Source organism: Paenibacillus sp. Y301, from assembly GCF_059445505.1.
In genome coordinates this window covers 37,413-58,460 of the sequence record NZ_JCAIUL010000023.1, presented here as the reverse complement: position 1 = coordinate 58,460, position 21,048 = coordinate 37,413, and the positions used below count along the sequence as shown (strand labels likewise).

Sequence of the window (21,048 nt, the reverse complement as noted above, 5' to 3'; positions counted from 1 at the left end):
ATAAGGGGCAACGTAATATATCGCGCTTGCTGCCACTTCGAAGCACCATCAATCACGGCAGCCTCATAATAAGTGGTGTCGATACCGGAGATGGTCGCTAAGTAGACAACCATGCCATAGCCCAAGCCTTTCCACATATTCATAAAAATGAGAAAGTACGGCCAATATTGTGGCTCCATATACCAGTTCACGGGATCCTTGCCCAACTCGGCGAGGAATTGATTGGCGATTCCTTTATCGAAGCTTAGAAATGACCAGATGATGGCGGATACCACGACCCAGGATAGGAAGTAAGGCAAGAACATCATAGTCTGATAGACTTTTCTCGCCCTGTGGCTGTGCAGTTGACCGATCATCAACGCTAAGATGACAGGCACCGTAATACCCAGGATAATGAATATCAAATTGTATCCCATCGTATTGCGTATGACGATCCAAGCATCGTTAGACTTGAATAGAAACTCAAAATTTTTGAAGCCAGACCATTCGCTATGAAAAACGTTGCTCAGGAAGCCCCCATGAATCTTGAAATCTTTGAAGGCTATAATGACGCCGAACATAGGCAAGAAACAAAACAAGATATACCAGATGGTCGTCGGTAAGGCCAAAAGCGTCAGTTCGGTATCCTGTGTGCGCCAGCGCCTTCGCATGCGTTTTCGCTCGCTTTTCTTGTCCATATTAGCCACTCCTTTTGTTTGTTTGTGTTCCGTGTATGCGCTTCCAAATATCAGAAACCGCATTCCTGTCATCGCGTTGCACTCGAACAAATTGCGATTCAACGTCGTCGTTAACGCTCTCAATTATGCGGAATTCACTCGGAAATTTTCCAATGGATGGGATCCTTTGCATATAGCGCAACCAACTCGGTTTATCTATTATCATTGTAAAAGATATTACCCGCCTAATCCAGTCAACAAACATGAGACCGCAGTCAATAAACGATAGATTTGGAGAGGAAAGGCTTGTCCGCCCTCTTCATTCAGATCGGTAAAAACAACTTTTGCACCTTCACTTACAAATTTACGGACATGAGATTCTCCCATACACGTGCGCCACCTGTAATAATAACTACTTTACCTACTAAACGTTCCATTAAAAGGTCTCCTTTTGATTTGAATGTCATTAAATTACACTATAAAAAAGATGATATTTATAAATTTAGATTCTTGTACAGATTGATTGTTATTCACGCTGAATAACAGGTATGAATAAAATAAAACTCTGGGATATGCCATCCAAAGGTGCTAAATAGCCGGCCCTCCAGATTCGTCTGGAAACCGGCTTCTCCGTATTACTTTTAATAACTAATGTCTATTCTATTTCATCTAGATAAATGTACATTTTCTTTTTGAAACAGTTGTCCTACCGGAGTATCCCTGTATTCCGTATTTACAAAGACCAAATTATATTTTTCAGTTTTACTTTGATCTCCCATATTGTTTCGCATATGAAACGATTCGTTTATATAACTTTTTATCCTTCATGTTCTTTAAGGGGTAAAATTGGGGCCTCGTATTCACTTCCAGAATCCACGGTTTGCCCATAGAATCCAAACTGATCGAAGTTATTCCCAACAGAGATACCCAAGTCCTTCAATCTTGTCTCCATACGTTTAATCTCGACTGTATTGTATCCTGCGCCTGACATTGTTTCATGAATATAACCGATTTTCCCGCCTTGATTATAGTTCGTCGCAACTTTACCAGTCTTCCCTATTTTTGCGAACATGGCAGTGCTAACCCATGCTCCTTTGTTCGTCTTCTGGACCATAACGCGAATATCAAAGGGTTTTCCTTTCGTTCTAGCCAGATCAATTCCTTTCTGGAGTAAAAATGATTGCTTGTTGGAAAAGCGGCACAGCTCATCGTACAAACGATGAATAGTAGAATACGTAGATTTGACTGTATTGAGCTGGGTTTGATAGCCCTTCTCTTTTCTTTTGATCCGAATAATATTAACCCCACCTGAACCTCCTGTGGGTTTGAAATAAACAGTATGATAAGTAGAAAGCATCGAGATCAAGTTCTTTTTATTAAAAAGCATCGTTCGTGGAACGTATTTTTTCAAATTCGATTGCTTCAATAGCCAACTACTTTTTTTCCACTTACTTTTAATTGTAGTACTCCTATAATTCATTTAGATACCTCCTATTCTATAAGATAGGATATGAATGGAGGTTATAGCCTGTAACCACTTTTGCCTATCATTCAAATCTTCGTAAGTCCTAAATCAAAGTGATCTTTAACAAGACGTAAATAAATACTTGGATCAAGAACTTATTCCGGACTTTATCAAAAAATAGAATACATAGGTCGTTTTTTGGGTTAATAGTAAGTACTACAGCTCCATTGCCAAAATTACTATCCTTATCATTCATTAAAAACCCGAGTTCCCATTAATTCATTATAGAGAGGAATATGTGTATGATGCGAGCCATGATCATTATTAACCCCTCTTCCGGTAAGGAAGAGGCACTTAAACATGTCAGCAGCGTAGAAGAAATACTACAGAATAAGGGATATATTGTGACCGTCAATGAGACGAAAAAAGAATTGGATGCAACCCGTTTTTGTGTCACTGCATGCGAAGAATGTTATGATCTGGTCGTTTCCATTGGAGGGGATGGTACCCTCCACGAAACCATTAATGGACTCGTTAATCAGGAACACTACCCGAAAATAGGTGTGGTCCCTCTTGGGACGGTCAATGATTTTGCTCGCGCTTTACAAATTCCATTGGATCCCGAAAAGGCGATCCAGACACTCACTTCATCTAGAGTAAAAACAGTAGATATAGGCCGAGTAAATCACCTAATGGGTTGGGGAATCTCCGCTTTTTGTGGTCGCATTAACGAACTCAGTAGGTGGATTTGAGCAACTGGCCCCTAATGCTGAAGTTGACGATGGTCTACTTCACTGCTTTATTATAAAAGATCTCAATATATTCAATACCCTAACAGTCAGTATCTCCTTACTACTTGGCAAACTGAAAAATCATAAGGATGTTGTTTACTTTACTGCACAAAATGTAAGTGTAAGTTCAGGAGAAGCGGTTAGGACTAATGTAGATGGCGAAGAGGGACCGCCACTGCCCATCAAGCTCAGTATTTTGCCTAAACAATTCGAGGTAATTGTTCCAGAAGAGGACTAGAGATGGTAGTACTTGACCACTGTGGATCAATTTTCGGCTGTTTGGTAGGAACGCGAGCCCTCTTTAATCCGATGAACGGCTCAATCATAATTTTGGAAAAACGAGACGGAAGACAGAAGCAAATCATGAAAGGTGCTTTGCTTCTGTTCTTTACTCTCGTTTTAATATTCTCAGCCATCGTCTGCTGGGCTCAACTGAAGGCTCTAGCGAAGGTAGCCCTCTCATACTAATATCTAGTCATAGGTAAGTCATACTGAATAGACGCACTCAGTATGACTTTCTATGTCTATAGTTAAGATTGAAAATGATGTCAATTTCTATATTTTTTTAGCCAGTACCATATCCTTAGAAGTCTTCAGGTCACTCGGTCACTCTCTGTTTGCTAATTGTTCTTGTGCGAGACGGATCATTTCCCGTACCATTGCTCCTCCTATTTTACCGCCAACTTGTCCAACGGATTCTGTAGTCAGACCCCCATTGTCGCTTGGTTGCAGAGCTACACCAAGCTCCTTAGCCACTTCGTATTTCACATCGTCGGGTCGATTCGGATCAACTGCATAACCTTCGCGCTTCATTACGTCTGCTTTAAAAGCCTGCATCCCTTGTTCCACCCCGGGCACCGCGTATCTTCTCTTTCTTCTTGCCATCTTGCTACACTCCCTTCAATGTCTTGTTCTAAGATACCCAGGAGTACAGACCTTCATCCCCATATCAAATACTCACCATTCAGGTTTTTGATTGGTTATAGTGTAAACTGAGAATAATCTACATAGTGAAACTAATGCTTAGGAGTGAAATCAATGCCCTCAATAAGCGATATTCAGCTGCACTTACAGAATATCCAATACTCATCCCCTACCCTATTCTCTGGACTTGAAATTTTGCTTGTATTAGATGGTGAGCTATCTGTTGAAACGGATCGCGCAGTACATCAGTTAAGCGAAAATGATTTATTTGTCATTAATCGTAATCAACTTTACGAAATTCACGGAAATACAAAAAATGCCGTACTGAAGGTTAGTATTCCAGATTATTTTTTATCCTACTTTTATCCGGAATATCGCTTCCATACATTTAATCTATTCTCTCCACAAATCGACCGGGGTAAAGAATATATGATCAAAGAATTACAAAAGCTTCTAGCTGAAATGATGATCATCTATTTGCGTAAAGAAGAAACCTATAAACTAGAAATGAGTGAAAGGATTTCTAAAACTTTGCTTATCTTAATTAGGAGATTTAAAGATGTCGGAACCATGGTTGTAGATGTAAATGTGGAAGATGACCGGTTAAAAGGAATTATCGCTTTTATTGCACAGCATTACGACGAGCCACTTATGTTAGAAGAAGTAGCAAACAAATTTTATTTATCGCCTAGTTACTTTTCCCGTTATTTCAAACAGCAATTTGGGATTGGGTTCACTCGTTATATTATGAATATCCGATTAAACCATAGCTTAAAGGATCTATTATATACGAAAGACTCCATTACAAATATTGCTTTGAAAAATGGGTTCCCTAACACCAAATCGTTCTCAAATTTATTTAAGGAGTCATTTGGTGAAACGCCCTTCTCGTATCGTGAGAAACATGCGAAAGAACCTGTGAATGTAGTTAAAAATTATCAGTTGGAGGATAAAGAAACCTTTCTAAGTTCCCCTGAAATCTTAATAAAACTCAACATTTTAATCACACAAGGGGAATACACCAAAACGATTAGTGATATTGAAACCAATTATGAGGCCTTAAGTATTGATATTCATTCGCCTACTCCACGAAAATTACATCACCCGGACAATATCCTTATGATCGGAGAACTTCGGGAATTACAGAAGGAGAGTATACGGAATCAAGTATTAATGGCTAAAGAGGATTTGCAGATCAAATATATCGGAATTGATAGACTGCTTACGGGGAGGACGATTGCTCCTGAAGTAGAAACAGATGAGTTAATCCCCACTACGTCGCCGTATTATAATTCCGATGAGGCCATTGAATTTCTGAAATCCAATCATTTATCTTTATATGTTCATGTTAGATATAATCAAATGAATACAGAGCAAGAAGGATATCTAGATAAATTACAGAAATTTTTTCAACACTGCATCATCGTATTTGGATACAGTTATGTAGAGTCTTGGTGCATTTTGATTGCCGATGCTTTAGATACCCATGCTGATAAGAATGAGCTGGAAATATTCTATTTAAAGATTTACGGATTGTTAAAATCAATTTCACCCAACCTGCAAATAGGCTTTCTTTTACCCTTCTCTTTTGAAAAAGGAGCTATACCCAGTAAATATAATTGGGTACTGCAACAGAGTAACTATGTTAACTTTATTGCCTATCAAGCAAATACTCATGAAGTCATCGACTATAACGATCTGGGTGAAACCAACTTTGATTTATCCAAAGATTTCATTAAAGTAAAAACAGAAAAATTAAAAAGATTCTTAAAAAATCATTCCATTGAGAAACCCTTACATCTAATTACATGGAATACAGTTTCGGGGAATACCCGTTATACCAATGGGACCTTTTTCCGCGGAGCTTTAGTTTTCAATAACGCTATTAATATTTCCGATATGATTGAAGCTCTTGGTTTCTGGATCAACACGGAAACCCATGAGCGGAGTTTGGATATGAATAGCATTCCCCTAGAGAGTATGGAAATGTTCCATTATTTCAACGGCAAACGACCTGTGTTTTTTGCAATGTCATTTTTTAATAGATTACGTGGAAACATCATAGCCAAAGGACCCTTATTTATTATGACAGAGAACGAATTAGGCTATCAGCTTGTGTTAATGAACTCAACGATTATTAACCCTTTTTTATCGATTGAAGATACTTTTCTCCAGAAATTAATCAAGGAAATTAGAGTTACTATTAAAGGTATTCCTAGCGGTAAATATCAGATCCGAAAGTTGATTTTTGATAAAGATCATGGTGCCTTATATAAAATGTGGTGGAAGAACAACAGTCAGTATGGGATCGACCGAGAAATTATTGACCATATCACACGTTCAAGTCACCCGTCACTAGAGGTCTTTGATGAAACCATTGAGGAGGAATGGTCCTTTTACTCATACCTAACGGTAAATGCTATTCACTTTTTCGAAATACGGAAGGTATTCTTCTAGTCGGATCAAGTAAAAAAAAGACGGTTGATTTTCATCTTCATGGATAGAGCGTTAAGAATTTCATCGATTAATCCATAAAACACAACAATTATGAACTCCCTTTAAAGGGAGTTTTTTTTTATAATTATCAACGAAAAGAAAAATACCGGTAGTTTCACAATCTTTTCGTGAATAAATACACTTTGTAATAGAAAACATAAGACAGACACTTCTCAGGGGGGTAACAACGTGGAAACTAGCTATCAAGGTACAAATAAATTAATTACAGGGATTGTATTTGGGGTTATCACATTCTGGCTATTTGCACAATCTTTAGTCAATGTGGTCCCTGCAGTTCAAAAAGATTTAGGAATTTCTCTTGGAACATTAAACATTGGTATTAGTCTGACCGCATTATTCTCAGGAATTTTCATTGTAGCCATGGGTGGTTTAGCGGACAGAATAGGACGAAAAAAGATTACTAATATCGGGCTAATATTAAGTATCATTGGTTCTCTGTGTTTAGTCTTCGCTAATGGAGCTGCCCTCCTCATTATTGGCCGTATCATTCAAGGTTTCTCAGCAGCCTGTATTATGCCTGCAACAATCGCTTTGGTTAAAACTTATTATCAAGGTGCTAATCGTCAACGTGCATTAAGTTACTGGTCCATTGGTTCTTGGGGTGGTTCCGGTGTATGTTCATTCGCTGGCGGTTTAATTGCTACCTATTTAGGCTGGAGATGGATCTTCGTTTTTTCTATAGTTTTTGCATTTCTCGCCATGTTCTTAATTAAAGGTACGCCAGAGAGCAAAGCAGAAACTTCAGGAAAATTTAAATTCGATTATGTTGGATTATCGATCTTTATTGTTGTCATGCTTGCCCTGAACATCTTAATTAACTTTGGATCTGATTTAGGCTGGACAAGCCTGACTTCAATTATTTTGGCGATAGTGACTATTGCTGGAGTAGTTATCTTCGTTAAAGTAGAAAAAGCGAAAGTAGTAGCGCTTATTGACTTCTCTCTATTCAAAAACAAACCTTATGCCGGTGCCACATTCTCAAATTTCTTGCTGAATGCCATTGCAGGTACAATGGTCGTCGCCAATACGTATGTACAAGTAGGTCGCGGATTTAGCGCCTTCCAGTCCGGTTTGCTATCACTGGGTTATTTAGTGGCTGTTCTGGCAATGATTCGTGTAGGTGAAAAAATTCTGCAGAGAATCGGTGCTAAAAAGCCAATGATCTGGGGTGCATTGATTACAACCGTTGGTGTAGCCATTATGAGCTTAACCTCCCTGCCAGATTCGCCTTACACAATTGTGGTGTTCATTGGTTATGCTTTATTCGGCCTTGGATTAGGTATTTATGCAACTCCTTCTACAGATACTTCCGTATCCAATGCCCCATCTAATAAAGTCGGTGAAGCAGCTGGGATTTATAAAATGGCAAGTTCCTTAGGAAGCTCTTTTGGAGTAGCAATCTCTGCTACTGTATATAGTATCATGTCCGCTAACAGCCTGGAGATTGGCGCAACGTGGGGGATTATTACCAACGTTATCTTTGGACTATTAGCAATTCTTTCGATCGTCTTCATGGTTCCTAACAATGCTGGTAAAGAAGATAGAACCGCATAAGAGAAATATCAATATGGGAGGAATTATAGTGAAAAACAAATTAATGCAAATGCTTGAAGAACGCAAAGAAGAAATCATTCAGATCCGCCGCCACCTTCATGAAAATCCTGAGCTTTCTTTTAAAGAAGAAAAAACAAGTAAATTTATTGAAGATTTCTATAAAGGAAAAGATGTTCATTTAGACACTAATGTAGGCGGAGGCTATGGCATTATTGTTACCATTCAAGGAGGAAAACCAGGAAAAACCATTGGGCTTAGAGCAGATTTCGACGCACTTCCCATCCAAGAAGAAATAGATCTCCCTTTTAAATCTAAGAATCCTGGGGTTATGCATGCTTGCGGACATGATGGTCATACCGCTTACCTGTTAGTTCTTGCAGATTGTCTAATTCAATTAAAAGATGAAATTCCCGGTACGATCAAGATTATTCACCAACACGCAGAGGAAGTTCCGCCGGGTGGTGCAATCGGCATCCTTGCATCTGGTTTATTGGATGATTTGGATAACATTTTTGGGATTCACTTACTGCCGCTTGGAGAGTCCGGTATAGTTGGGTATAATAGTGGTTATGTATTCCCGGGTCGTGCTTACTTTAAACTAAAAGTTCAAGGTGTGGGCGGTCATGGGTCTTCCCCTCATCTGGCAAATGACTCGATTGTTGCAGGCGCTCATTTTGTCACAGCCATTCAAACTGTGATTAGCCGCCGATTAAATCCATTTGATATGGGGGTCGTAACCATTGGCTCCTTTGATGGAAAAGGCACTTTTAATGTCATCAAAGACAGCGTTGAAATCGAAGGCGATGTTCGCGCCATGACGGAAGAAACACGTGAAACGATTGAACGGGAAGTTCGCCGGATCGCACATGGAATTGAAGAAGAATTCAATGTAACCTGCGAGTTAACCTATACACCAGACTATCCACCGCTTTACAATAACCCTGAATTAACTGCAAAAGTTGCTTCTTACCTGAAAAATGCTAACGATAAAGATATTGTGGACGTTCAGGAATTCGGACCTATGGCACCTTCAGAGGACTTTGCCCATTACGCTAAAAAAATTCCAGCCTGCTTTTTCTATATCTGCTGTTCACCAAAAGGCGTTGAAAAACCATACTTCAACCACCATCCAAAATTCGATATTGATGAAGATGCTCTTTTAGTAGCAGCCAAAGCAGTGGGAACCGTAGTTTGTGGATATTATAATATCGATTAATAGCTAGACTAGGGGGCTGTCCCATAAGTAGATTTTCTACGAACGGAGGCAGACACTATTCAATCTCAAAACAGTAAAAGTTAAAAGAGCAGCGATTCTCCCGTTATTGGAAGATCGCTGCTCTGCGTTTTTGATCATTTGCGGCTTGTTTCAGTAGATTGTGGGCAAGTGAAAGCCAACAGACCTTAAGCGTCACTTTTTCCATGCCGCGAAGCAGAAATCTCCGGAATCCCCGGTTGTTTTTCAGTTGTCCAAATACACTTTCTGGTTCCGTCATTCGGCGTACGGATAAGTCGTAACCTTCCTCGCTTCGGTAATGTCGTTTTCGAATTTCATATCCACTAGGTTGAGTTTCTTTGCTCGTTTTTCGGAAATGTAACGTTTGTCCAGTAGGGCACATCCACGTATCCTCAGCTTCGTTGTACGTTCAGTTCTCAATCTTACCGACATTCTCTTTCCAAGCCTTGCTCTTCTCTTTGTGATAGCTGCCGTATTTCACTACAGCTTGAATTTCTTCTTTTTCCAGATATGCGTAGTTTTCTTCGTTACCATATTCTGCATCCGCAATGACCGTTCGTGGGAGTTTGCCAAGCATCTGTCTTACTTTCTCCATGTGCGGCTTTAAGCAGCGAGTATCGGTAGGTCTTGGGTGTAGACTGTAGGTCAAAATAAACTGATTTTCAGTCCCAATCTGTACATTGTAACCCGGTTTGAGTTGACCATTTCGCATGTGGTCTTCTGGACGGAACGATGATCATTAAATTACAAACGCTAGTATTGCCCTAGCAAACCTTTCTTCATGGCTATCTTCTCGCAAGCATGGAATACAAGAAGTCCTAAAATTAAATACACCAGCGAATTCAATAATAGTACCCCATAATCTGACATAGGCAATTGTGTCAACGTCAGATCCTCGATCATCACGGTTCTCACCATATTCACACCTTTAACGAATGGGGCGAATGCTAGAAATGGAGCTACATTTAGTGGAACAAATACAAGCCCCATCAACACAAATTGAAAGATCTGTAGAAAGGCTTGAATTTGTTTCACGATAATAGCTAAACCAGCAATCATAAAGCTAATACCTACCATACTTATGATAGTCACTACAATGATAGGGATCGTGGTCATGGGGTTAAGACTTAACCACTGTCCAGAGGTTAGCATCGCGGCAAACAGCAAAAGGACCATAATCACAAACTGTAAACCACATTGACTGAGGATCCGCGTGAGCATGATTTTCCACACACCCAATGGGGACATATATATTTGTTCTAATGTTCCACGCGTCGCTTCTGTTATTACCGAGAAACCAATAAAGTTCATCGTCATCATCGTTAAGCTCCAGAAGATGACACTTACAATGGAATATTGAACATTACTATCAAAACTGGATGGATCACCTACGAACATAATTCCAAAGAATGCAGCCAGAAATATAATATAAAACGTAAATACTAACGCAATCGTGTTCGGTAAATAGCGTTTCATCTCAATATATTCTTTACGAAAATTAGCATTGAATAAATGGAGCCATTTCATGAGTCTTCCCTCCCTTAACAATCTGAATGAATACTTGTTCAAAATCGATGGTTATACGATCTATACTTTCCACGATCGTTCCTTCCTCTTTCAGAAGATCAAACAACTCGTAAATGTCCTGGCCATGCTCTAAATTCACTTCCACGATCGTTTCATGGGAGCTTGCTTGATAAGTACTCAAAGGAAATGTACGCAACAGTTTATTCTCCTGTTCTACGCTTAACTGCTCACCCAACTTAATGGAATACGCCCTTGTTTCAAATAAATTCAGTAGATTCTCCACCCTGTCGTCAACTACAACTTCACCTTTATTTATGATAATGGCACGGTCACACAATTCCTGAACGACGGGCATATCATGTGAACTAATGATAATCGTGCGTTTTTCTTCCTTAACAATTCTGCTCAATATATGACGTAATTCATAACTAACCTCAACATCCAAACCAAGCGTAGGCTCATCCAGCAAAATGACATCCGTATTAGCTAATAGGGCTACCGCGATAGCCAACTTTTGTTGCATCCCTCTGGATAAACCATTGACAAGCTCATTCTCCTTTTCTTTAAGGTTGAATTGCTCTAATAATTTATCCGCTTGTTCAGCCACTTGCTTCCGAGAGTAACCCCGGTTTCCTGCAAAATATTCTAGGTTTTCCCGAACGGTAAGACGCCAATATAAATTTCGATTCCCCTCTAATACAGCACTAATATGCTCTAGCGCTTTAAGCCTCTTCTTACAAATATCTAAGCCATTAATGGATATAGATCCAGCATCCGATTCTAACAAACCACAGAGCATCTTGATGGTTGATGTTTTGCCAGCACCATTGGGCCCTAATAAACCGAGTACCTCTCCACGATTCACATCAAAAGAAACATCACGAACGGCATGGATCTTCTCTTTCGATTTTCTTTTCCCATACGCCTTGCTAATACCTCTTACTTCAATAATTTTCTCCACTTCATAACCTTCCTCTCCCGTACAATTTAAAAGAGTGCTTCCCTTTGCTAGCTTTATTTTATTGTAGTATCGCGATTGATATAACTGGCTTCAGGTGGATACCTCCTCCGTCTGAGGAATGAGATTTGTGTATAGGTTGTGTTTGCACAAGTTACGACAAAAAGACACATCGTAAGAGATGTGTCTGAAATCCCATATATATTTAGGTCAACCAAATGCAATTAGGTCATTCTCATATCCAACAACCGCATGATCATCGTCAACACTTCCGGCCGCAATGCTTCTGCGCTCGGTGCGAACTTACCGCCACTGCGTCCTTGTAGCGCGCCCATCTGTCTGAGTGCTTCCGCTGTGCCTCTTGCCCATGTCGGTATAATCGCATCGTCTGCGAAGCTTGAGATCTTCTTCGATGGGTCAATCCCGAACGCCCTGGGCTGGCGACCATAACTGCCATCTCTGCTCGCGTAACTCGTTCATTGGGTCTGAAGCTGCCATCCGGATAACCACTCACGATGTTCATTGCCGCAGCTTGTGCAATCGCTGACTTCGCCCAGTCTCCGATCGTGGACGCATCAGTGAAGCTTGGACTCGTACCTCCATTCCCACTTTGCCCAATCACCTTCATAAGCATCACCACTAGCTCCGCCCGCATCACCGGTGCATTGGGACGGAACGTTCCGTCTGGATAGCCGCTCACCATATTGCCCATTAAAGCTTGCCGAATCAGCTTCTCAGCCCAGTGCCCAGAGATATCGGACAATTCAGGCATTTCGTCCGAATTCGCCATACTCCGATGAATCGTGATTGTATATGTCTTTTTCGTCCCGTCTTCCGCTTGAACTACCAGTTCAAGTCGATTATTGCCTGATTTTAAGTTCATTGGTTTATTGCTACTCACGGTTTCTCTGTTAAGCGTAAGCGTTATTCTTGCCGACGCTTGCGCTGTTTCAGCCTTCACTTCGATCTGACTGGCTTCCGTCTCCGCCGTGTAGGATGTTCCCCCTGACTTGCCGAGCGAGATCATCTGGTCCTTCGCCCATATTTCCAGCTTGTTGAGTTCAGTATTGCCAGACAATTGCTGACTTCCTCCTCCCCCTACAGCAGGAGTTTTCCCTACAACAACAGTTTCCTCTGCTGCCACCACCTTAACCGTGCGACTAACACGTTCAGCCGCATTCCCCGCACGATCGCTGATGTCATAATCAATCGTATATTGTCCAGCCTTACTCGTATCTACACGACTAGACGATACAATCACTTGCGAGGTTTTATATCACCATCATAATTGTCCACAGCGCTGTAGCCAGCATCCGTATATAACGTTCCAAGACGAACTTCGACCACCGCATCGCCTTTCAAGATGATAACTGGCTTCTCACGGTCAATATTCGTCACTTCCAACTGCTTCACCATCCATAATCGTTAATGACGTTCCTCCAGAAGTGAAATAGCTTATATCCTGCTGGCCTTGCCCCACTTTTAACACTTCAATCCCGCTCTGTGCATACACGGAGGCTGTAACCGAGACGTTCCCTTGCGTCGGTGCTAATGGGTCAATCGACAGTTGTATGCTAGGTTTATCCGTATAGATGTTCCCAACTTGAATTGTTGCTACGCTCTCGTTGCCCACAGTATCCTTCGCATAAACCGTATAGATACCGTTCTCACCTACCTCGAAGCTTTGGTCAAATAATGTTCCTCCTGCTCCAAAGTAAGTCGCAGACTGATCGCCACTTGCCCATTTCGTCATTGTAATTCCGCTGTGCGTATCATTTATAGCCGCCGTAACCACAACATTCTGGCTAGTGATCCCTCGATAGAATGTGAGGCTGTTACAACACCGGAATGTGCTTTGTCCCATGTGGAATTTTCGTTTGGATCGATTAAACCCGTCCAGATATCTTTAAAATGATAGTTATTCGTATTAGCATATCCCCGTATATTGTCATAACCGATAAGTGTCAAAGAATCGTTATTTAAAAATGTATTGGCTTCAATAGCTGTTAGAGATGGATTTTCAATGATTACGCTGCTCAATTGGTTATTCCCAAAGGCAAAATTACTTATGCTGGTTACCTTCAAATCTGATGGTCCAATCTCTGAAGGAATATCAATTTCTTTGTCTATTCTCATATAACCTGTAATCGTAGCCGTTCCGTCTTTATTGTCGTCATATCCAAAACCATTGGATTCAGCAGCCCTTACCTCACTAATCACCGTACCGGGCCATGCTCTCAGCAATATCATAAGTAGAACAGTCATGGAGATCCCTATCTTTCGCCAACTCAATGAGCATTCGTTCATTCGATAATCACACATCCTTATTTCGATTTAGAAGTAATTCTTTAATCTTCCATTATAGAAACGGTATTATCAAGACAACTAAAGTTGGTATTTTGAATCATTTGTGAGCTCTGAGAGACTTGATCACCCCGCTTCAGGCATATTGCCACCATTCAACGTTAAAAAACCGTTCAACGATCTTTGTGATCGTGAACGGTTTAGATTTATTTTGCTATTCCTTATTCAACTTCTGCATAAGGATCGATCGTTTGAATGGTTCCATCAGCATTATATTTTAGTTCCGTATATTTCACGCAACGTTTGTGATTGACGCCATCAGATAGCGAGCAATCATGGTAAAAGAGGTACCATTTATCTTCAAACTGGACAATGGAATGATGCGTGGTCCAGCCTATAACAGGCGTAAGAATTGTCCCTTTGAATGTGTACGGACCCTGAGGGTTCTTACTAATTCCATAAACCAGTTTGTGCGTAGTCCCCGTCGAGTAAGATAGATAGTAGTATCCATTGTATTTATGTACCCATGGTCCTTCGAAATATCTCCGCTCCTCGTCGCCTGCAAGAATTGGGTTTCCTTCTTCGTCCAGTATCGAGATTTCAACCGGTTTATCCTTAAATGACAGCATATCCTCGCTTAGCGTTGCCACGATTGGACCTAACGCAGGCTTATCTGCTGCGGGACCCTCCGTTTGCGACGACTCGAAGCTGCCTGTCTGCCACTTTTCCAATTGCCCTCCCCAGAGACCACCGAAATACATGTAAGCCTGGTCATCTTCATCAATAAACACAGCAGGGTCGATGCTATAACTGTCCTTGATATAATTAGGCTCTGGCTTAAATGGTCCAGCAGGTGCGGATGATGTAGCAACCCCAATTCGGAAGATTCCGTCTTGATCGCGTGCTGGGAAGAACAGATAGTATACATTGTTCTTGTACGCGGCATCTGGTGCCCAGAGTTGGCTTGAAGCCCATGGAATATCCCGTAGATGAAGAGCTTCACCATGATCTACTACAGGAGAATCGAAGTTCTCCATGGATAATACATGGTAATCCTCCATAGCATATTGGTCCCCATTATCGTTATCTGGTCCATCATGATCAAGGTCATGTGAAGGATAGATATAGATTTTACCTTCAAATACATGAGCAGACGGATCAGCGGTAAAAATGTGGTTCACTAATGGTTGGTTTGGTTTAGTGTATGGTTTCATAGTTTACTCCTTTTAGCTTATTCTATTATCCATAATAAGATCGTGTGGAACATCCATTTGCAATCGCTTACAAATTTCACTTTTAGTTTACACTATCCTGCTCACTTCTCCAATACTCATACTAAAGAACTTACTCTAATAATTATAGATAATATATATAAAAACAGCCAGCCATTTAGAAGAATCTAATTGGTTGGCTATGGTCTATGGGTCTTCATCAAATTACATCTTCTAGCAAAATAAAATTCTCACTTTACACCCTTTCGTCGGTTAGAAATATCCAGCCAAACAGCAACAACAAGAATGGAGCCCTTAACTACGTATTGCCAGAATGATTCTAATCCCATCAGTGACATCCCGTTATCAAGGGTGGTCATAACCAATGCGCCTATAATGGCACCTATAATTGTCCCTGCACCGCCCATCAATGATGTTCCACCGATAACACAAGCGGCAATCGCATCCATTTCCGCCATATTCCCGGCAGTGATTGTCGCAGATGCTAAGCGAGAAGTCAGAACGATGGCTGCAATCGAAGCGAGTAGTCCGTTAAATACAAAGATCAGCATCGTCTTCCGCTTAATATGAATACCCGATAGACGGGCAGCTTCCATATTACCCCCAATGGCATAAATATGACGGCCAAACGTAGTTTTCGTTGAAATAATGTAAAAAATAATTGCCAATACAATAACGAAGATAATAGGAAAAGGAATCCCTTTGTAATTGTTCATAACAACTACGAATGACACAACCAGTAAGGCAAGAACAGAGACTTTCATAATATCTACTCCGAGTGGTGTGATCTCGAAGCCATATTTTTGTCGGGAACGACGTTTCGTATAGGCGCTCCATAGAAGAAAGGCCACGGCCAGCAACCCAATAATGATACCAAACCCTTTAGCAAAATAAGCATTCCCCAACATGGCAAGCAACGGATCGGATACTGGAATTGTTTTGGACTGGGTAACGCCCATTAGCACACCGCGGAACACCATCATGCCACCCAATGTAACAATGAAGGCAGGAATCATCTTGTAAGCAACAAGCCATCCTTGAAGTAGACCAAGCACCGCGCCAGCCACCAGTGTACCAAGAATAACAATGATCGCTGGAAGCTCCATCCAATTACTCAGTATAGCGGCTATTCCTCCGGTCAACCCTACGATAGAACCTACGGAAAGATCAATATGTGCCGCCACAATGACGAGTACCATCCCAATAGCTAATATGGAGGTAACAGACATTTGTGTGAATAGATTAGATAAATTTCGTGAGGTCAAAAAGGTAGGATTGAGAATTCCAAACAGTACCCATAGGAATACCAGCGCCCCTACCATGGTGTATGCACGTACGTCCATTTCACCAAACAAGCTACTCCAGAGCGATTTTCGGTTCGCAGGGATATCTATCCGATCTTGAGGTTCTTTTTGAAGTTGCATATTATTTACCTCCCGTAGCGGCGATCATTATATTTTCTTGAGTAGCCTCACGCCAATGAAATTCCTTAACGAATTCTCCTTCGCACATCACCATAATCCGGTCACTCATACCAAGTACCTCTGGTAACTCCGAAGAAATCATCAGAATGGCTACACCTTGATCTACCAATCGATTCATTAAATTATATATTTCGTATTTCGCTCCAACGTCAATTCCCCGGGTAGGTTCGTCCATAATCAGGATTTTGGGATCAGACATCAGCCACTTACCAAGTACAACCTTCTGCTGATTCCCTCCCGAAAGTGTACCTACCAACGTTTCCAACGAAGCTGTTTTCGTCTTTAGATCCTGCACATACTGGCGTCCCCATTTAATCTCTTCATTCTCGTTAATGAAACCGAGCTTCGATACTTTACCCATCGTAGCCATCGTCGTATTTCGTTTCACATCCATACCCATCACGAGTCCTTGACGTTTACGGTCTTCCGTCACTAGAGCAATTCCTGCTTTAATCGCTTCAGCAACGGATTTAATCTTTACCGTTTTTCCATCGATTTGTACTTCTCCCTCAGCTCTGCCTTCATAAGCTCCGAAAAGACTACTGACTAACTCTGTTCGTCCCGCACCCATAAGTCCAGCGATTCCCAGAATCTCACCTTTACGTAATTGAAAATGAATATCTCGAAGCACTTTCTGATTACGCTTTTCAGGGTGCCACACGTTATAATGGTTAACCTCAAGCACCATTTCTCCTGGGTTATGATTTACTCGTGGGTATCTTTCTGTCAATTCCCGACCAACCATCAAGGATACAACCTCGTCATCATCCGTCTCCTTACGATCAAGCGTCGCTATTGTTCGCCCGTCACGCAGTACTGTGATGGAGTCTGCTAGAGCAAAAACTTCAGGCATCTTATGCGAAATATATACACAGGAGACACCTTCACTGCGCAGCTGATTCAATATTCCCATGAGAATGGAGACTTCACTTTCTGTTAAAGCAGCTGTTGGTTCGTCTAGAATCAGTATTTTGGTGTGCTTGGAAAGTGCTTTGGCGATTTCAACCAGTTGTTGCTGACCAATCCCAAGATGACCAATTTTGACGTTTGGAGAAATATTCAGCCCCACTTTTTTCAACCATACGGAGGCATTATGGTACAGTTTATCCCACTGAATTAATCCGCGTCTGCACGGCTCAGCTCCCAGAAAAATATTCTCACCTACCGTCATCTCCTTGACGAGTGCGAGTTCCTGGTGAATGATAGCAATCCCTGCTTGCTCAGCGTCCGTTATTTGGTGGAACTGCCTGCTCTGTCCATCAATGATAATCTCACCGCTATAGGTTCCGGTCGGATAGAGACCGCTTAGCACCTTCATTAAGGTTGACTTCCCAGCACCATTCTCCCCGCATAGGGCATGTATTTCTCCCTCCCTAACCTTAAAGTTCACATGATCTAGCGCCTTAACACCGGGAAACTCCTTACTGATGTCTGCCATTTCCAATACATACATGATTCAAGCACCCTTTCTGACCATGAATCAGCAGAGAGCGGAACCTAAAGGTTCCGCACCCGCCATTCTAGTAGGTTATTGTTTAGGCCACTGGTCCTTAGGAACGTTCTTATACACTTCCTCCAGCTTGTGGAAGCCATCTTTGATCAGAACATCTAAATTATCCTTGTTAACCGCCATGGGATCGAGCAGTACGGAAGGGACATCAACCTTTCCGTTATTTACCGTCTTATCCGTCGTAATTTTTTCGCCCTTGGCAGCAGCCATAGCCATCTCAGCAGCTTTAGTTGCAATCGCGTTAATCGGCTTATACACCGTCATCAACTGTGTTCCTTCTGCAATGCGTTGTACAGCAGCTAAATCTGCATCCTGTCCGGATACTGGAATTTTGCCAGCCATCCCTTGAGCGGTTAAGGCTTGAATTGAACCCCCAGCAGTACCGTCGTTAGCTGCAACCACGCCCTGCACATCATTGTTGTTCGCAGTTAGGGCATTTTCCATATTTTTAAGAGCCTCTTCTGGCTTCCAATCCTTGGAGAACTGGTCATACACAATCTTGATATCGCCTTTCTCTTCCAGCGGTTTCAGTATATTCATTGCGCCTTCCTTGAACATATGAGCATTGTTGTCTGTGTCCGCTCCACCGATATAAACGATGTTGCCTTTTGGCGCCTGTTCGATCACTGCTGTCGCCTGGAATTCTCCTACACGTACATTGTCAAAAGAAATATAGTAGTCCACATCTGAATTATTAATCAGACGGTCGTATGCAATCACTTTGATACCTTCTTTGTGTGCTTTCTCCACAATCGGTGCTGTTGCTTCAGCATTGTGAGCAATGACAACAAGTACGTTTACGCCCTGGGAAATTAATTGCTCTGCTTGACTCATCTGCGTAGCATCATCTCCGTTAGCTGCAAGAACCTTCACTTCGCCTCCAAGCTCTTCTACTTTCGCAGTGAAAATATCACGATCCTTTTGCCAACGTTCCTCTTTCAATGTATCCATAGACATCCCAATGACAATTTTGTCTCCGTCTTTCGCAGCTGTTTTTTCCTTATTTTGATTATCCCCGTTGGAGACTAATCCACAGCCTGCAAGTGATGATGCCAATAATAGAGCTACCCCTAAACGAACTACTTTGCCGTATTTTCTCACTCTTTCATCGCCCCTTTTCACCATTTAAAATAATTGATTGCGCTTACAAACCAAGCTTAGCACGGGACGAAATGCCGTGGCCTGTTCAATACCAGCACTTCTTTACTCTCTAACTGCATTACCTTGTTGCCTCCTGTAATGAAAGCTAAATACAAGTCTTTCACAGGACAATTTGGTTATAAAACGCAAAAAAGTCCTTGTTGGTTAACAAGGACTTTCGTTCTCTATCTGCTGTCTGTATTCACTTGGCGTCATTCCTGTTGCCTTCTTGAAGACCCTACTGAAATAGTTAGGATCCTTATAACCTACCTCGTAGCATATTTCTTTAAGACTAAGACGTTCTTCCACAATCAATTGCTTAGCCTCCTTAATTCGAAGCCGAGTAACATAGTCGATGAAATTCTCTCCTGCATGCTGCTTGAATAATTTACTGAAATAATGTGGGCTAAGATTTACATATTCCGCACTTTGCTCCATAGAGATATCTTCTTTATATTTTTGATCAATATAGAGAAGAGCCCTCTGGAACACTTGAGAACGATTCTGATCTCGCTCTTCCTTCAGACTATCAATAAAGGAATCAAGCCAAAATAATGCACCTTTACGAAGTGCTTCGCTATCTTCCACTACACTCAAAGATTCAATCAGATTGGCACCGTCACCGGATTGAATCGCACGACATAGAAACAGCAGTAGCCCTATGACTTCTCCTCGCAAAGTAGAAAATGAACTCGAACTAGTTCCTTCCAAGATTTCATATAAAGAACTAAATCTCTCCGTACTCTCCTGTTTGTTATGTCGCAGCAGGGCATCCAGTAGATTCTTCTCATCATCCAGTGAGATCATCGTTTGCCCTGAGCTCAGGGGTATATCGTCGTAATGCCGTACATTCGATAACACGTTATCCTCTGCGCATACACGAACGGCTTCTCGATAGGATCGGCTAATTCCGTCCCAGCCCTCCCGAACTGATCCAATCCCTACCGAGAGGGACAACTGGAACCGCTCCTCCATAACTCCCCTAATACGCTCTCCCCATTCTAAGGAAATAATACGTTGAGAATAACCATGCCTACCCGATGGAAGAGGAATAAATAAGGCCATCTGATGTCCAATGATAGGTCCGACGATCGAGGCCAGATTGGGTTTCGTGAAATGCTTAACAGCTTCATAAACTTCCCGCTTGAGCAGTTGGAAATCGTCCCACTCCTTTTTGGATTTCCTAGAAAAAGATAATACCATCGCATAACCCTTATCCCACTGGATATGTAATAGACTGGCCAGCTGTTCGAGTTCCACCTCCTGCACTGACTCTAGCATAAGCATAAGAGAGAGCTCGTTCTCGGCTAGCGGAATCAGCTGTGACAGCTTCTCTTGAAGCTCCAATTGCTCATTTCGCAGATGTTTCTCTTCTTCCTTCTCGCTAATCAACAACTCTAGTACATGCAGGATTTCCTCACGTCTTGCTGGTTTAAGTAAATAATCCCGTACGCCCAGAGCCAGCCCCTCCTTCGCATAAGAGAAGTAATCGTGAGCTGTTATCATCACAATTTTGGTTGAGGGAACCATGGCCGAAATATGACGTACAGCCTCAAGCCCTTGAATGCCAGGCATCTTAATATCCATAAAGATGAAATCAGGCCGTTCCTCTTCCGCAATCTGAATGGCCTTGCGTCCATTTTCCGCATGGAGAAAATGAAAGGTGTCCGGCAGAATATGCCTAATCATCAGCTCCAGACCCTCCCGCTCCAGCGCTTCATCATCCGCAATAAGTAAGCTGAACATGAGTCA

19 protein-coding genes and 2 pseudogenes are annotated in these 21,048 nt (G+C 41.7%); 5 read left to right on the top strand and 16 right to left on the bottom strand.

Features of this window, described 5'->3' with window-relative positions; translation table 11 throughout:
- The 3 genes and pseudogenes from AC1D69_RS23940 to AC1D69_RS23930 form a co-directional block, all read right to left on the bottom strand.
- A partial coding sequence (locus tag AC1D69_RS23940; RefSeq protein WP_495458621.1) for an ABC transporter permease subunit occupies positions 1-677 on the bottom strand: 677 nt, incomplete at its 3' end.
- Positions 678-893: 216 nt separating this feature from the next.
- Positions 894-1,043, bottom strand: coding sequence for a hypothetical protein (locus tag AC1D69_RS23935; RefSeq protein ID WP_495458620.1), 150 nt, complete (start codon positions 1,041-1,043; stop codon positions 894-896).
- Positions 1,044-1,418: 375 nt separating this feature from the next.
- Positions 1,419-2,136 (bottom strand): annotated as a pseudogene (locus AC1D69_RS23930) (YheC/YheD family protein).
- A 287-nt stretch (positions 2,137-2,423) separates the two neighbouring features.
- On the opposite strand from AC1D69_RS23930, the gene AC1D69_RS23925 reads away from it, so the two are divergent.
- Together AC1D69_RS23925 and AC1D69_RS23920 are read left to right on the top strand one after the other, a co-directional pair.
- Positions 2,424-2,873, top strand: a complete 450-nt coding sequence (locus AC1D69_RS23925) for a diacylglycerol/lipid kinase family protein (protein WP_495458619.1) — start codon at positions 2,424-2,426, stop codon at positions 2,871-2,873.
- Positions 2,839-3,150, top strand: coding sequence for a diacylglycerol/lipid kinase family protein (locus AC1D69_RS23920; RefSeq protein ID WP_495458618.1), 312 nt, complete (start codon positions 2,839-2,841; stop codon positions 3,148-3,150). The genes AC1D69_RS23925 and AC1D69_RS23920 overlap by 35 nt, the downstream gene beginning before the upstream one ends.
- A 368-nt stretch (positions 3,151-3,518) precedes the next feature.
- Here AC1D69_RS23920 and AC1D69_RS23915 read toward each other — a convergent pair whose 3' ends face one another.
- Positions 3,519-3,797 (bottom strand): alpha/beta-type small acid-soluble spore protein, encoded by a 279-nt coding sequence (locus tag AC1D69_RS23915; protein ID WP_495458617.1) that lies wholly within the window; start codon positions 3,795-3,797, stop codon positions 3,519-3,521.
- Positions 3,798-3,950: 153 nt separating this feature from the next.
- On the opposite strand from AC1D69_RS23915, the gene AC1D69_RS23910 reads away from it, so the two are divergent.
- From AC1D69_RS23910 to AC1D69_RS23900, 3 genes are all read left to right on the top strand, one after another.
- A complete protein-coding gene (locus AC1D69_RS23910; protein ID WP_495458616.1) occupies positions 3,951-6,293 on the top strand; it encodes a helix-turn-helix domain-containing protein in 2,343 nt (780 codons plus the stop codon).
- Positions 6,294-6,521: 228 nt separating this feature from the next.
- A complete protein-coding gene (locus AC1D69_RS23905) occupies positions 6,522-7,907 on the top strand; it encodes an MFS transporter (protein ID WP_495458615.1) in 1,386 nt (461 codons plus the stop codon).
- 28 nt (positions 7,908-7,935) lie between these two features.
- Positions 7,936-9,123 (top strand): amidohydrolase, encoded by a 1,188-nt coding sequence (locus tag AC1D69_RS23900; RefSeq protein ID WP_495458614.1) that lies wholly within the window; start codon positions 7,936-7,938, stop codon positions 9,121-9,123.
- 103 nt (positions 9,124-9,226) lie between these two features.
- Here AC1D69_RS23900 and AC1D69_RS23895 read toward each other — a convergent pair.
- The 12 genes and pseudogenes from AC1D69_RS23895 to AC1D69_RS23840 form a co-directional block, all read right to left on the bottom strand.
- A pseudogene (locus tag AC1D69_RS23895) lies at positions 9,227-9,862 on the bottom strand (transposase); the annotation flags it as partial.
- A gap of 32 nt (positions 9,863-9,894) precedes the next feature.
- Positions 9,895-10,668, bottom strand: coding sequence for an ABC transporter permease (locus tag AC1D69_RS23890; RefSeq protein WP_495458613.1), 774 nt, complete (start codon positions 10,666-10,668; stop codon positions 9,895-9,897).
- Positions 10,640-11,629, bottom strand: a complete 990-nt coding sequence (locus AC1D69_RS23885; RefSeq protein ID WP_495458612.1) for an ABC transporter ATP-binding protein — start codon at positions 11,627-11,629, stop codon at positions 10,640-10,642. The genes AC1D69_RS23890 and AC1D69_RS23885 overlap by 29 nt, the downstream gene beginning before the upstream one ends.
- 259 nt (positions 11,630-11,888) lie before the next feature.
- Positions 11,889-12,887 carry an S-layer homology domain-containing protein gene (locus tag AC1D69_RS23880; protein ID WP_495458611.1) on the bottom strand — a complete coding sequence of 333 codons (999 nt, stop codon included), beginning with the start codon at positions 12,885-12,887 and terminating at the stop codon, positions 11,889-11,891.
- Entirely contained in the window at positions 12,884-13,024 is a 141-nt protein-coding gene (locus AC1D69_RS23875; protein WP_495458610.1) for a hypothetical protein, read from the bottom strand. The genes AC1D69_RS23880 and AC1D69_RS23875 overlap by 4 nt, the downstream gene beginning before the upstream one ends.
- Positions 13,011-13,379 carry a hypothetical protein gene (locus AC1D69_RS23870; RefSeq protein ID WP_495458609.1) on the bottom strand — a complete coding sequence of 123 codons (369 nt, stop codon included), beginning with the start codon at positions 13,377-13,379 and terminating at the stop codon, positions 13,011-13,013. The genes AC1D69_RS23875 and AC1D69_RS23870 overlap by 14 nt, the downstream gene beginning before the upstream one ends.
- Before the next feature lie 23 nt (positions 13,380-13,402).
- Positions 13,403-13,876, bottom strand: coding sequence for a leucine-rich repeat domain-containing protein (locus AC1D69_RS23865; RefSeq protein ID WP_495458608.1), 474 nt, complete (start codon positions 13,874-13,876; stop codon positions 13,403-13,405).
- A 275-nt stretch (positions 13,877-14,151) separates the two neighbouring features.
- Positions 14,152-15,144 carry a glycoside hydrolase family 43 protein gene (locus AC1D69_RS23860; protein ID WP_495458607.1) on the bottom strand — a complete coding sequence of 331 codons (993 nt, stop codon included), beginning with the start codon at positions 15,142-15,144 and terminating at the stop codon, positions 14,152-14,154.
- Positions 15,145-15,392: 248 nt separating this feature from the next.
- On the bottom strand, positions 15,393-16,586 hold the full coding sequence (locus AC1D69_RS23855; RefSeq protein WP_495458606.1) for a sugar ABC transporter permease: 1,194 nt from the start codon (positions 16,584-16,586) through the stop codon (positions 15,393-15,395).
- 1 nt (position 16,587) lies between these two features.
- Positions 16,588-18,099: a xylose ABC transporter ATP-binding protein gene (locus AC1D69_RS23850; RefSeq protein ID WP_495458605.1), complete on the bottom strand. Its 1,512-nt coding sequence runs from the start codon at positions 18,097-18,099 to the stop codon at positions 16,588-16,590.
- 75 nt (positions 18,100-18,174) lie between these two features.
- The gene (gene xylF, locus AC1D69_RS23845) at positions 18,175-19,281 is read right to left on the bottom strand and encodes a D-xylose ABC transporter substrate-binding protein (RefSeq protein WP_495458604.1); all 1,107 of its coding nucleotides are present in this window, start codon (positions 19,279-19,281) and stop codon (positions 18,175-18,177) included.
- A 180-nt stretch (positions 19,282-19,461) separates the two neighbouring features.
- Positions 19,462-21,042 (bottom strand): helix-turn-helix domain-containing protein, encoded by a 1,581-nt coding sequence (locus AC1D69_RS23840; RefSeq protein ID WP_495458603.1) that lies wholly within the window; start codon positions 21,040-21,042, stop codon positions 19,462-19,464.
- Positions 21,043-21,048 lie beyond the last annotated feature (6 nt).

Bases quoted from the DNA above. Each gene is read 5' to 3' on its own strand.
- AC1D69_RS23915 (WP_495458617.1), bottom strand. From the start codon at position 3,797: ATGGCAAGAAGAAAGAGAAGATACGCGGTGCCCGGGGTGGAACAAGGG.
- AC1D69_RS23855 (WP_495458606.1), bottom strand. From the start codon at position 16,586: ATGCAACTTCAAAAAGAACCTCAAGATCGGATAGATATCCCTGCGAAC.
- AC1D69_RS23840 (WP_495458603.1), bottom strand. From the start codon at position 21,042: ATGTTCAGCTTACTTATTGCGGATGATGAAGCGCTGGAGCGGGAGGGT.
- AC1D69_RS23865 (WP_495458608.1), bottom strand. From the start codon at position 13,876: ATGATATTGCTGAGAGCATGGCCCGGTACGGTGATTAGTGAGGTAAGG.
- AC1D69_RS23870 (WP_495458609.1), bottom strand. From the start codon at position 13,379: ATGACGAAATGGGCAAGTGGCGATCAGTCTGCGACTTACTTTGGAGCA.
- AC1D69_RS23890 (WP_495458613.1), bottom strand. From the start codon at position 10,668: ATGAAATGGCTCCATTTATTCAATGCTAATTTTCGTAAAGAATATATT.
- AC1D69_RS23850 (WP_495458605.1), bottom strand. From the start codon at position 18,099: ATGTATGTATTGGAAATGGCAGACATCAGTAAGGAGTTTCCCGGTGTT.
- AC1D69_RS23925 (WP_495458619.1), top strand. From the start codon at position 2,424: ATGATGCGAGCCATGATCATTATTAACCCCTCTTCCGGTAAGGAAGAG.
- AC1D69_RS23910 (WP_495458616.1), top strand. From the start codon at position 3,951: ATGCCCTCAATAAGCGATATTCAGCTGCACTTACAGAATATCCAATAC.
- xylF (WP_495458604.1), bottom strand. From the start codon at position 19,281: ATGGTGAAAAGGGGCGATGAAAGAGTGAGAAAATACGGCAAAGTAGTT.
- AC1D69_RS23935 (WP_495458620.1), bottom strand. From the start codon at position 1,043: ATGGGAGAATCTCATGTCCGTAAATTTGTAAGTGAAGGTGCAAAAGTT.
- AC1D69_RS23860 (WP_495458607.1), bottom strand. From the start codon at position 15,144: ATGAAACCATACACTAAACCAAACCAACCATTAGTGAACCACATTTTT.